Consider the following 13,199-nt stretch of genomic DNA (forward strand, 5'->3'; position numbering starts at 1 on the left):
TTAATAAAAAATGCTTGGTAATCTCTGTTTGATAATTTTAAGGATAACAGAATGCATTTATAGTCATATTAATCTATATTCAACGGCATAAAAAAACCACGCAATCTGCGTGGTTTTTTGTTTTCATTCTATTGCTATTTAGCAAAATTCGTTGAAAGCATCTTTTAAGTTTTCTGCAATTGTTTCAGCAGGACGTCCCTCAATATGGTGACGCTCTAACATGTGAACTAATTCTCCGTTTTTGAACAAAGCCATACTTGGCGATGATGGAGGGAAAGGAAACATGTGCTGTCTTGCTGCATCAACGGCTTCTTTGTCTACACCAGCAAAAACTGTAATCAATTGACTTGGTTTTTTAGCTCCTTCTAAGCTCATTTTAGCTCCTGGGCGTGCGTTTCTTGCGGCACAGCCACAAACAGAGTTCACAACTACAAAAGTGGTGCCTTCGGCTTTGATAGCATTATCTACAGCTTCAGCACTATGTAAATCTTGAAAACCGACAGCAGTTAATTCAGCCTGCATTGGTTTTACCATTTCTTCTGGATACATATTTTTTTATTTTAGGTTTAACTTTTTGTACTGCAAAGTTACAAAGTTTCAAATCAAGATGTAAGTTTGAATTATAAAGTTTTGTTATAGTTTGATAATGAGGTTTTGATTGGGTAAATATTTTCTAAAAAGTAACTCATTACTTTATCGTTTCTAAAATAGCAATTAATTCTTTGCCACTTAAAAAAGAATGCTTTTGGAATACAAGCGAACAATCAGATTCCAAAATAGTAACTGTTGGATAAATCACCTGTGAATTAATGGTTGCCAATACCGTGGCGAGTTCATGAATTCCAGTGTTTTGCCCATTTGGCTTGAATTGAAATGTATAATTATTGAAATGAATGTCGTCTTTATTTTCGGCATCGAGTGCAATAAAATAATAATTATCGTTTAAAAGCGTGATGATTTCAGGGTTTTTGAAAGTGGAATTTTCCATCATTCTGCAGTAAGCGCACCAGGAAGTGTGAATAAAAACTACAAATGGTTTTGGATTTTCTTTGGATAATTTTTCGGCTTCTTCAAAAGTATAGGTTTTCAATTGGGCAAAACCGGATGGAATCGCCCAAAAGAAAATCAATAGGATGTAAAGCCATTTTTTCATTTAAAATAAATTATATCGCAGCCCAAAGAATCCTCTAATTCCTTGATTTGGTCCGTAAACGTAAGTCGTGTCAAATGTTAAACCATAAGGATTGTTTGGTGTTACTAAGACTTTTCCGTTAGTATCATATTGTACATTCTTATCAAATGGATCTTCTGTTCTAGAAATGAGAAATGGATTTTTTTGTTTAGGAGTAAAGTTAAGCAGGTTTTTGATGCCTGCATACAATTCGAAATTTTTCCAGCCCGAATAGGTAAACTGAATGTTTTGTAAACTGTACCAAGGTGAATTTGGGCTTCTTGGATCGGTATCGCTTAATAATGGCAATTTCATTGGGCTGTATACATTTCCTGTGTAGTCAATCGCTATATTAATTGGGGTTATTTTATAAGAGACAGCCCAAGTTGCAGTGAAATTCTCAGTTAAATACGGCCTTGTTTTGATACCGTTTTCTACATTGGAGACATCCATATAAGTCGCACCTAGTATGAATTTTAATCCATTGGTGAAATTGATGTCCGTATTACAGCTAATGCCCTGACTCAAAGCATAACCGTTAATGTTGTTGTAAATAATTTTGTTGGGATCGGTTGCATAATCGGATACAATCTTGTTGCTAAATCGGGTGTAAAATGCAGTAGTTTCAATCCCTAAAAAGGTACCGTTAGGGAAGTATATTTTCTTGATATAATTCAAATTGGCATTCACTGATTTCTCAGGGTCAAGGTTTTCGGCAATAACTACTTCGCGTGATCCTGTTAAAGCGGCATGATCTTCGGTAAATAAATTCACTACTCTAAAGCCCGTTCCCGCATTCAAACGTAAAATATTGTTTTCATTGATTTTCAATTTATAGGCAAATCTTGGAGTAAAAATATTTCCGTGAATGGAATTATAATCGTATCGGATCCCTAAAAGAACTTTGTGTTTTTCGCTAAAAGTAATTTCATCCTGAGCAAAAATACCGGGAAGCCATGTTTTTTCTGGATTGTTTTCGTTTAAAGCCGCCGTTGCTGTTGTGTTGTCGTCATAATAAGTATACCGGGAAGCGATTCCAGTCAGTAAATCATTTTTTCCTAGTTTCTTGTCCCAAGTTAGTTGAAGAAATCCAATTTTTTGATTGGCTATATATGAGGTTGTCCCATAACGGCTGTCCTGAAAATGCATTGTTCCCGAAAAAGACAGCATTAGTTTTTCGGCTGTGGGTAATTGATAACTTCCTAAAAGTTCGCCACGTTTGGTATAAATGCTTTCGCCGTAAATTTCATTTCCCCCACGGTATTTTTTCTCCCAACGAACATCTCCACCCCAGCGATCTTCGTACATTCCTCTAACGGCTATGGTGAATAATCGGTTTTGTTGTCGGTTGATATTCCATTTATTAAAAACCGAAATTCTGTTTTGTGCTGTTACATCAGTAAACCCATCATGATCATTGTCAATGGTTTGGCCGTAATTGTAATAATTTATCCCTAATAAAGAAGTTGCTTTTTTATTGATATTAAATTTCACTCCCAAATCAGCATTGGTCTCCAGCCAAGAAGTGGTGATGACATCGGCAGAAAAGATGGGAGCATTACTTGGGTTTTTGGTGATAATGTTGATTAATCCGCCAACAGCTTCACTTCCGTACAAAGAAGAGGCGGGACCTTTCACGATTTCGATTCGCTCCACCAATGAGTTTGGAATTCCTGATAATCCGTAAACAGTCGATAAACTGCTTACAATTGGCATACCATCAATCATTACCGAAGTATATGGGCCTTCCAATCCATTGATGTGTATGTCACCAGTGTTGCAAACGCCGCAATTGAGCTGTGGTCTTACTCCGTTTACATTTTGCAGGGCTTCATAAATGCTTGGTGTTGGGTTTTTCTTGAAGAAAACAGGGCTGTACACCTCAACAGGAACGGCACTTTCGAGCCGTTTTACTGCTTTTAAAGTTCCTGAAACTACAACTTCGTTGAGTTCATTTTCATTTTCCTGCAGTTTAAAATCAAGGCTAAGAGTTTCATTTTCTTTCAGGGAAATGTTTTTAGTTATAGTTTTTAATCCGAGTGATGCAATTTGTATTTTATAATTGCCGGCAGGAATATTTTCTAATTTATAATTGTCTAAACTGTCAGTTTGGGTTTTGAAGTTGGTTCTTATCAATTCAATAGATACAAGCTGTTTTGTTTTGTTTTCGGAAGTAATTTTCCCAGAGACAGAACTGCTGTTTTGTGAAAAAGAGGTGGAGTATATAAGTATGAGTACTGGTAAAAATAAATATTTCATTTTGCTTAATTAATTTTTTAGGCAAAGCTAAAAATAATATTTGATTAATATAAAGTTATTTTTATATATTTGTTTTAAAAATTTCAAATATGGGTAAATCACTCGAAGAAGTACACCAATCGGTAGCTACACAAAATAAATCCTCCATTTTTAGAAAAATATTAGCTTTTTTTGGTCCCGCTTATTTGGTTAGTGTGGGTTATATGGATCCAGGGAACTGGGCAACCGATATAGCAGGAGGAAGTCAGTTTGGATATGCCCTATTGTGGGTATTGCTGATGAGTAATTTGATGGCATTGCTATTACAAAGCTTAAGTGCCCGATTAGGAATCGTTACCCAGCGTGATTTGGCGCAGGCATCACGAGAAACGTATTCGAAATTCATTAATTATATTCTTTATTTTCTTGCCGAAATTGCCATTGCAGCCTGTGATCTTGCCGAAGTTTTAGGAATGGCCATTGGGATCAATTTATTATTTGGAATCCCATTGATAGAAGCGGTTATGATTACTGTTTTAGATACATTTTTATTGCTTTTTCTAATTAATAAAGGAATTCGTAAAATGGAAGCGTTTATCATAGTGCTTGTTATGATTATTGGTTTTTCCTTTATATTCGAAATGATATTTGCGCAGCCCGAGATGGGGAAAGTGCTTTATGGTTTGATTCCTTCTATGCCTAATGAATCGGCACTTTATATTGCTATTGGGATTATTGGTGCGACGGTAATGCCACACAACTTGTATCTGCATTCCTCCTTGGTGCAAACTAGAAAATTTGACCGTAGTCCAGCAGGAATCAAACAAGCCATTAAATATAATTTTATAGATTCAACGATTGCCTTAAACTTGGCTTTCTTTGTAAATGCGGCTATTTTAATTTTGGCGGCAGCTACATTTTATAAAAATGGAATGTTTGAAGTGGCTGAAATTCAAGATGCTTACCGTTTTCTGCAACCGATATTAGGAACTAAGTGGGCGCCTATTTTATTTGCGGTAGCCTTAATAGCAGCGGGGCAAAGCTCGACGGTTACAGGAACATTGGCAGGGCAAATTGTTATGGAAGGCTATCTGAATTTACGTATTCAGCCATGGGTACGCCGAATTATTACTCGTTTAATCGCTATTGTACCTGCCATGATTGTTATTTTTATTTTTGGCGAAAGCGTTACCGGAAAAATGTTGATTCTTAGTCAGGTAATTTTAAGCTTGCAATTAGGGTTTGCTATCATTCCGCTTATTCATTTTGTGAGTGATAAAAGAAAAATGAAAGGATTTCATATTAGTAGAACTACACAAATTGCGTCATGGATAGTCGCTTTGGTAATTGTCTCGCTCAACGCTAAATTGGTTTTTTCTGAAATTCAAGAATGGTTAGAAACTTCAGAAAATCCATTAGTTCTTTGGTTAACAGTAGTGCCCTTGGCAATTAGTTTCTTGGTTTTACTGCTTTATATCGTAATTAAGCCTTTTGTGACAAAATCAAAACCGGATATTCAAAACCATTCTCCGCATCTTTTGACTTTAAAATTTTCTTCAATAGGAACCTATTCTAACAAAGATATTGCAGTTTCGGTTGATTTTTCTACTGCAGATGAAGCTGCTTTAAATCATGCTTTTGAATTGGGAGGGATGGATGCCAAATATACTTTAATACATGTGGTTGAAACCGTTGGAGCCATGATGTATGGTAATGAAGCCGATGATCATGAAACCTCTATAGATGAAACGCTATTGCTGGAATATAAAGAAATGCTTTCGCAAAAGGGCTTTACAATTGAAACAGAATTAGGGTTTGGAAATCCTACTAAGGTTATTCCAACGATAATAAATAATGGTAATTTTGATATTTTGGTCATGGGAACGCATGGGCATACAGGCTTGAAAGATTTAATTTTTGGAACTACAGTCGACAAACTGCGTCATAAAATTTCAATACCTTTGTTCATTGTAAAGAATTAAAATAGGGAGCTATTTCCCGCTATTGGTTATAATCTTTTCTTTTTTAAAGGCAAAAAGAAAAGGATTTTCACTTCGATCGGGGCTCATATCTGCATTCCAAAATCATTAATCAACTATCTGCAATCAAATGACTTTCTCCGAAGAAAATTATCTAAAATCTATATATCACCTTACGACTAGTCTTGATAGTGAAGTGAGTACTAATGCTATTGCCGAAATTATGGAGACCAAAGCATCATCAGTAACCGATATGCTCAAAAAATTGGCAGATAAAGATTTAGTTAATTACAAAAAATACCAAGGTGTTTCTTTGACTGATGCAGGAAAATTAAGTGCCAAAATGATTGTGAGAAAGCACCGTTTATGGGAGGTTTTCTTGGTTGAAAAATTGGATTTCTCTTGGGATGAGGTTCATGATATTGCTGAGCAGCTGGAACACATCAAATCGGAAAAACTCATTAACAAACTGGATGATTTTCTTGGAAACCCTACCGAAGATCCGCATGGAGATCCAATACCCGATGCACAAGGAAGAATTATTGCTATAGAAAAGCAGCTGTTGTCAGAGCTGCAGGCAAATCAGTCTGGAATATGCGTAGGGGTAAAAGATAACTCTTCGGAATTCTTAAAATATCTAGACAAGCAGCAAATTGGGCTGGGAACTAAAATTGAAATTTTGGCTAAGGAAACTTTCGATTTATCCTTAAAAATAAAAGTAAACGGCACAGAATTTACAATTTCTAATAAAATTGCAAGTAATTTATTCGTAAAAGTGGTTTAGAATTGATTAGATTTTGATTTTTTTGATTCAAGATATTCTGTTCATTTAATAATATCAAACAAAAACAGCTTTATTTTTGAATTTAGAAGCTAATGTAATGAACTGTATTTTGTAATAGAAATTAGAGTTTTTCTTTATCATAAGCCTTTATATTTTCCTAATTTCATCCTTTTTGAATAGAAGAACACTAAATCAATAGTTTGATTTAATAGAAGAAATGTATTTTTAGATTTATTTTTTATTGTGTTTAAAACCCAATTAGCTGCAGCCACAATCACCACTCCCACAGTTTTTATCCGATTTTTTTTTGAAGAAAAACTTTCGGATCAAAAAAGCAAGAGCAAGTACAAGGACGATAAAGGCTATAATTTCTTGTATCATATACTCTTTATTTTAAAACTTGAAATGCAATCAATGCAACTAAATAGGCTAATGTGCTCATAAAAACCAATTGTCCAGCAGGCCATTTCCAAGAGTTGGTTTCTTTTTTTGTTATGGCAAGAGTACTGGCGCATTGCATGGCAAAAGCATAAAACATTAATAATGAAATTCCCGATGCAAAGTTGAATATTTTTTTGCCAGAGACAGGATTTATTTCTGCAGCCATTTTGTTTTTTATGGTATTTTCATTGTCAGTACCGCCCACACTATAGATGGTTGCCAGTGTCCCAACAAATACTTCTCTGGCGGCAAATGAACTGATAATGGCAATGCCTATTTTCCAGTCGTAACCCAAAGGAGAAATTACCGGCTCGATGCTTTTTCCCATTAATCCAATATAGGAGTTTTCTAGTTTTTGGGAAGCCACAGCATTATCAAACTCTATTGAAGACAACGGATGTTCTTTAGCGTTTTCAAAGACTATTTTTTCGGCATCTTTAAAGTCTTTTCCTGGTCCGTAAGAAGCTAAAAACCATAAGATGATCGATATTGCCAAAATGATTTTTCCGGCACCAAAAACGAATGCTTTTGTTTTTTCAATTACGTTGATGGCAACATTCTTGAACATTGGTAATTTATAATTGGGCATTTCTACCACAAAAAAGGTTTTGCCTTTTACTTTTAAAATGACATTCAAAATATGGGCCGCTAATATTGCCATTCCAAAACCAATAACATACAAAAGCATTAAGGTTAGTCCCTGAAGGTTTAAAATTCCAAAAACATAAGTATCAGGAATAACCAAGCCAATAATAATGGCATAAACCGGCAGACGCGCAGAGCAGGTTGTAAAAGGCGTAACGAGTATGGTGATTAAGCGTTCTTTCCAGTTTTCGATATTTCGGGTTGCCATAATAGCAGGAATGGCACAGGCTGTTCCCGATATTAAAGGCACCACACTTTTTCCGGATAGACCAAATCGGCGCATAATTTTGTCCATTAAGAACACAACGCGGCTCATATAACCGCTTTCCTCGAGTATCGAAATGAACAAAAACAGAAAAGCAATTTGAGGAATAAATATTAAAATACCACCAATTCCTGGTATTATTCCCTGTGAAATCAAATTGGTTAACATACCGGAAGGCAAATGCTCACTCACCAATGTGCTTAAAGTGGCAAAAGTGCTATCGATAAAATCCATCGGAATTTTTGACCACTCGAAAATAGATTGAAAAATCACAAATAAAATCATGAAGAAAATCAAATAGCCCCAAATTTTATGTGTAAGTACTCGGTCCAGTTTACTGCGAAAATCTTTGGCAACACTGGAATCGATTTTCAATCCTTCTTTTAAGACATCATTGATAAATTGATATCGTTTGATGGTTTCTTTTTGCTGTAAACGTTTTAAATCAGAATGGGATTTGGTAAACGTGCTTCGAATTTCATTACGTTCCAAATTCAAAAAGTTGACATCCTGTGTAATAACCAGCCACAATTTATATAACAGCTGATTTGGAAATGCATGACGAAGATTGTTGAAATATTCAATATCAATTACAGATGCATTCAAACAGGGTTCTGCCGAGATTGTTTTGTAACTGACAATTAAGTTTTTCAATTCTTCTATACCGTGTCCTTTTCTGGAACTAATCAGCGCAATTTTGGTTTTTAAGTGTTGTTCGAGATATGGAATATCTAGGGTAATGCCTTTGTGTTCCATTCTGTCAGCCATATTAATGACTAAAATTGTTGGAATTTCTAGGTCTTTTATTTGTGTATAAAGAAGTAAATTTCGTTTTAGATTCTCAACATCGGTAACCACTAGCGCAACATCTGGATAGAGGCGGTCATTTTTATTGAGCAAGAGTTCTATAACTACACTTTCGTCAATTGAACTGGCATTTAGGCTATAAGTACCGGGTAAATCAAGAATATTGGCTTTGATATTGTGGGGCAATTTGCAAAAACCCATTTTTTTCTCTACGGTAATGCCCGGATAATTCCCTACTTGCTGATTCAGACCCGTCAGCTGATTAAAAACTGAAGTCTTCCCAACATTCGGATTTCCAATTAAAGCAACGTTGATATTTTTTAAACTCATTTTATTATATTGTTAATGAGTTCTACTTCAATAAGCTTGGCGGTTTCGATGCGAATGGCAAGATGGGAGCCGTTTATGTCTAAATACAAAGGATCTCCAAACGGAGCCACTTGAAGCAATTCGACATCATTACCTGGTAAACAGCCCATTTCAAGCAGTTTTAGGGGGATTAAATCGATATCAAAATCTAGGATAGTGGCTTTTTGCCCTTTTTTGAGAGAATGTATCGTTGTTTGCAAAGCTTATTTAGATTGAATTAAGATTGCAAAAATACATTTTTTATTATAATTAAAGCTGATTATTATCAGTTTTACTCATTTTTTTCATTCTCGCAAAGCCAATTAATATCTTCAATTAACCGCTGTATTTCTTCTTTCTTAGTTCCGTCATAAAAACCTCGCACTCTTCTTTTTTGATCTACTAAGACAAAATTTTCAGTATGCACCATATCATATAATTCTTCTGGCTTTCCCATTTTTACGGCCAAGTACGATTTTCTGGCCATTGTGTAAATTTCTTTTTTGTCTCCAGTTACCAAATTCCATTTAGAATCAATAACGCCATACTTTTTTGCGTATGCTTTTAATGCCGGCACAGTATCGGTTTCTGGGAAAACGGAAAGGGAGAGCAGCTTAACTTTAGGATTGTTTTTGATTGCTTTTTGCACATCGACCAGATTAGTTGTCATTTTTGGACAAATAGAACCGCAGGTCGTAAAGAAAAAATCGGCTACATATACTTTGCCTTCATAATCTTTTTGGGTAACGGTTTTTCCGTTTTGATTGATAAAGGAAAAATCAGCAATCGTGTGGTATTTACTAACATATTGAACAGTGCTGTCTACCAATTCAGTGTTTACATCGGCAGGATTATAGATAGGCAATGTTTTACTAGGTTTTAAAGCACCATAAAATAAGTAAAGCGTTATGATGGAAAAAACCGTTAAGACACCAATATAGATTCTGTATTTTTTTAAAATAGATAACATAAAAGTAATTTAATGCAAAAATACAAAAAGGAGTTTCTTTTTCAGGCTTTTTAACTTTGAGTATTTATAAAAAAATATAACAAAACGAGAAATTATTAATATGTTTGTAACAACTTCTAAACAATTAATAGATGAAAAACGTATTAATGAAAAAGCTTTTATTTTTGATTCCCGCATTGATTTGGGCATCTGAAAGTCAAGCGCAATCAGCTGCAAAAATGGCTGAACCTGGAATTAATGTTTCCTATATGGATTCAAAAATTAAGCCCTCAGAAAATTTTTTCCAATTTGTAAATGGTACTTGGTTAGAAAAAACTGAAATTCCAAAGGACAGAACAACTTGGGGGTCTTCTAGTGAATTAGTTAAAAAAACAGACAAAGATGCTCTAGATATTTTGAAAGAAGCTTCGAAAAACCCCAAGTATAAGTCCAATACCGATCAGGGAAAAGCGATTAATCTTTACAAATCAATTCTCGATACGGTTGCTAGAAACAAGCAGGGAATTAACCCGCTGAAACCTTATTTGGCAAAAATTGATAAAGTTAAAAATATTGATGATCTGCAAAAAATATTGATTGAAATGGAATCGATTGGCGGCATTGGATTTTTTGATGTTGGAGTTGGTGCCGATGAGAAAGACAGCAATAAAAACACTGTTAGTCTTGGTTTAGGAAGATTGGGTTTGCCAGATAGGGATTATTATATTTCCGAAGATAAAGACTCTAAAGAAAAAAGAGAAAAATATGTACTTCATGTTACTAGAATGCTTCAGTTTATTGGTGAAAATCCAAAGCAAGCCAGTGAAAGTGCGGCAAAGATTTTAGCCTTGGAAACTGCTATGTCAAAAACCAGATTGGACAGAGTTGAACGTAGAGATTCTAGATTGCAGTACAATCCGACTACCATTGCCGATTTGCAAAAAATCGTTCCTGCAATCAATTGGGATAACTATTTTTCGGGAGTTGGATTTACAAAATTAAATATCGTCAATGTAGATCAGCCTCGATATATGAAGGCTTTGCAAACTATTTTTACGGAAAACAAAGTGGCCGACTGGAAAGAATATATGAAATGGACTCTGTTGAATAATTCGGCCAATTTATTATCAATGAATATAGAGGCTGCTGATTTTGATTTTTACGAAAAAACATTAGCAGGTGCCGTTAAACAAAGACCTCTTGAAGAAAGAGCTTTACTAATTGTAAATAGAAAAATTGGGGAAGCATTAGGAAAATTATATGTAGAAAAATTATTTCCCGCTGAAGCGAAAGTAAAAGCGGAGAAGATGATTAAAAACATTATCAGAGCTTATGAAGTAAGAATTAACAATTTGACTTGGATGTCTCCTGAAACAAAAGTGAAAGCGATTGAAAAATTAAATAAAATCTCCATTAAAGTTGGGTATCCGGACAAATGGAAAGATTATTCGAAACTAGTAATAAAAAATCCGTCTGAAGGAGGGAGCTATTTTGAGAATTCAAAAAATGTGTCACTTTGGAAGCATCAAAAAGATATTGATGACCTGCCAAAACCAGTTGATAAAACAGAATGGCACATGTCACCGCAAACCGTAAATGCATATTACAACCCATCATACAACGAAATTGTGTTTCCTGCAGCGATTTTACAGCCTCCATATTATAATTACCAAGCTGATGAAGCAGTAAATTATGGCGGAATTGGAGCCGTAATCGGACACGAAATATCCCATGGATTTGACGATGCAGGAGCCCGATATAATGCTGATGGAAATCTTGTTGACTGGTGGACTGCCGAAGATTTAAAACAGTTTACTGCATTAGGGACTGCTCTTGCCGATCAGTATAGTGCGTTGGAACCGCTTCCAGGAATACATGTTGACGGTAAATTTACACTTGGTGAAAACATTGGTGATTTGGGGGGAGTAAATGCTGCTTATGACGGTCTGCAATTGTATTTGAAAGAAAATGGAAGGCCAGAATTAATCGATGGATTCACGCCAGAACAGCGTTTCTTTATATCGTGGGCCACCGTTTGGCGTGTCAAAATGCGAGATGAAGCAATCAAAAGCCGTGTAAAAACAGATCCGCATTCTCCAGGTATGTACAGAGGTTATGTACCATTACAAAATATTGATGCTTTTTATCAGGCATTCGATATTAAACCGGGTGAAGGAATGTTTGTCACTCCTGAAAAAAGAGTAAAGATTTGGTAGTAAAATAATTTTAACTAAAAGAAATCCCATCAGGCTTTAAAACTTGATGGGATTTTTCATTATAAAAAGAATTCAGATGTTGTGGATTTCTAATGGCGAACCTGGATTTAACGTTTTTTCCGCATGGCATAATTGATAAGATATAATCCAATTAAAGTAACGCTTCCGCCAAAGATGATTGCTGTGGTTAAGGGTTCTCCAAAAATTAAAGAGCCTAAAATAACTGCAACTATTGGATTGATATAGGCATATACGCTGCTTAATTCGGTTGGGAGTTTTTGCAGCGCATAAATAAATGCAATAAAGGTTAGAATCGAGCCAAAAATAACCAAATAAGCAATTGACCACCAAGAATTGGCAGGAATTTCAGAAAGGGGAATGCCTGTGCCTGTTGCACCAATGAAGGCAAAAAGAGAAATACTGGAAATGAACATCTGGAGTCCCAAACTAAAATATGGATTGAAACTGGCAGCTTTTTTCTTGGTATATAAAGTGCCAAAAGCCCAAGTAATTGTGGCTGTTATTGAAAGCGCTATGCCAAATTGAAAGTCGGGCTGTAAAAAATCGAGCAGGTGTTCGTAAAAGATAACACAAACGCCGCCAAAACAAACCAAAATTCCCAAAACAGCTAATCGGGTAATTCTTTCGCCTTTAAAAATGCTGATAAACACAATCCACAAAGGAACCATTGCACCAATGATAGCGCCCAGTCCGCTACTGATGTATTTAACGCCCCAAGTACTGAGCCCATTACTTAATACAAAGTTGAGCAGGCTAAGGATGAAAATGCTTTTCCATTGTTTTCCTTTGGGCCAAGGAGTTTTCTTAAACAGGAAAAAGCACAAATAAAGTGAGCCCGCAATAAATTGTCTGATTCCGGCAAGCTGCAGTGCGGGCATGTGTTTGACACCTTCTTTGGAGGCTAACCAAGTAGTGCCCCAAAAAAAACCTACCCAGCACAGAGCCAAAATAGGCAATCCTATGAAATTGGCTTTCGCCTTAATCGCGGTTTTTATTTTTGATGTCAATTTTAAATCGGTTTTAATAAAAGAACAACCCAAAACGGTCGCCGCTTTATCGCTCAAAATGAGTTTTTCTGCAGCAGTTTTGGAGTGGTCAAACTCTGGCAAAGGTACTATTAAATTAATGTTTTTGGGTGCAATATTAATTACTCTTACATAATTTTCAATTAAAATTATTCGATAGCAGATGGTTAAAGTTCAGAATTTATTGTAATTATTTTAGAGGCTGGGAGGTATTATGGATTCATTTAATGTGATAGCAAAGGTTCATCTGCTAATTAATTTGTTTTAGAAAGAGTTAATGATTCTCAGTCTGCGAGAGCTGTAGTAAATA

General features: G+C 35.4%; 11 protein-coding genes. 3 read left to right on the plus strand and 8 right to left on the minus strand.

Features of this window, described 5'->3' with window-relative positions; translation table 11 throughout:
• Positions 1 to 138: 138 nt before the first annotated feature.
• The 3 genes from AC1DVP_RS17925 to AC1DVP_RS17935 form a co-directional block, all read right to left on the minus strand.
• Positions 139 to 549, minus strand: a complete 411-nt coding sequence (locus tag AC1DVP_RS17925; protein WP_100432563.1) for a BrxA/BrxB family bacilliredoxin — start codon at positions 547 to 549, stop codon at positions 139 to 141.
• A gap of 139 nt (positions 550 to 688) precedes the next feature.
• Positions 689 to 1,153 (minus strand): thioredoxin family protein, encoded by a 465-nt coding sequence (locus tag AC1DVP_RS17930; RefSeq protein ID WP_477184850.1) that lies wholly within the window; start codon positions 1,151 to 1,153, stop codon positions 689 to 691.
• A complete protein-coding gene (locus AC1DVP_RS17935; protein WP_477184851.1) occupies positions 1,154 to 3,430 on the minus strand; it encodes a TonB-dependent receptor in 2,277 nt (758 codons plus the stop codon). It lies immediately after the preceding gene.
• An 89-nt stretch (positions 3,431 to 3,519) separates the two neighbouring features.
• Here AC1DVP_RS17935 and AC1DVP_RS17940 point away from each other — a divergent pair, with 89 nt between their 5' ends.
• Together AC1DVP_RS17940 and AC1DVP_RS17945 are read left to right on the plus strand one after the other, a co-directional pair.
• Positions 3,520 to 5,391, plus strand: a complete 1,872-nt coding sequence (locus AC1DVP_RS17940) for an Nramp family divalent metal transporter (RefSeq protein ID WP_477184852.1) — start codon at positions 3,520 to 3,522, stop codon at positions 5,389 to 5,391.
• Between the two features lie 127 nt (positions 5,392 to 5,518).
• Positions 5,519 to 6,172, plus strand: coding sequence for a metal-dependent transcriptional regulator (locus tag AC1DVP_RS17945; protein WP_477184853.1), 654 nt, complete (start codon positions 5,519 to 5,521; stop codon positions 6,170 to 6,172).
• Between the two features lie 258 nt (positions 6,173 to 6,430).
• Here AC1DVP_RS17945 and AC1DVP_RS17950 read toward each other — a convergent pair whose 3' ends face one another.
• The 4 genes from AC1DVP_RS17950 to AC1DVP_RS17965 all read right to left on the minus strand — a co-directional run bounded on the left by AC1DVP_RS17950 (position 6,431) and on the right by AC1DVP_RS17965 (position 9,648).
• Positions 6,431 to 6,553, minus strand: coding sequence for a FeoB-associated Cys-rich membrane protein (locus AC1DVP_RS17950; protein WP_477184854.1), 123 nt, complete (start codon positions 6,551 to 6,553; stop codon positions 6,431 to 6,433).
• A gap of 7 nt (positions 6,554 to 6,560) precedes the next feature.
• Positions 6,561 to 8,660, minus strand: coding sequence for a ferrous iron transport protein B (gene feoB, locus AC1DVP_RS17955; RefSeq protein ID WP_477184855.1), 2,100 nt, complete (start codon positions 8,658 to 8,660; stop codon positions 6,561 to 6,563).
• Entirely contained in the window at positions 8,657 to 8,899 is a 243-nt protein-coding gene (locus AC1DVP_RS17960; protein ID WP_477184856.1) for a FeoA family protein, read from the minus strand. Before AC1DVP_RS17960 ends, feoB begins: the two co-directional genes overlap by 4 nt.
• Positions 8,900 to 8,970: 71 nt before the next feature.
• Complete coding sequence (locus tag AC1DVP_RS17965; protein ID WP_477184857.1) at positions 8,971 to 9,648, minus strand: SCO family protein; 678 nt, start codon at positions 9,646 to 9,648, stop codon at positions 8,971 to 8,973.
• A 131-nt stretch (positions 9,649 to 9,779) separates the two neighbouring features.
• On the opposite strand from AC1DVP_RS17965, the gene AC1DVP_RS17970 reads away from it, so the two are divergent.
• Positions 9,780 to 11,843, plus strand: a complete 2,064-nt coding sequence (locus AC1DVP_RS17970; protein WP_477184858.1) for a M13 family metallopeptidase — start codon at positions 9,780 to 9,782, stop codon at positions 11,841 to 11,843.
• 107 nt (positions 11,844 to 11,950) lie between these two features.
• Here AC1DVP_RS17970 and AC1DVP_RS17975 read toward each other — a convergent pair whose 3' ends face one another.
• On the minus strand, positions 11,951 to 12,973 hold the full coding sequence (locus AC1DVP_RS17975) for a DMT family transporter (RefSeq protein WP_477184859.1): 1,023 nt from the start codon (positions 12,971 to 12,973) through the stop codon (positions 11,951 to 11,953).
• Between the last annotated feature and the right edge of the window lie 226 nt (positions 12,974 to 13,199).

It is taken from the genome of Flavobacterium sp. P3_A6, from assembly GCF_056403035.1.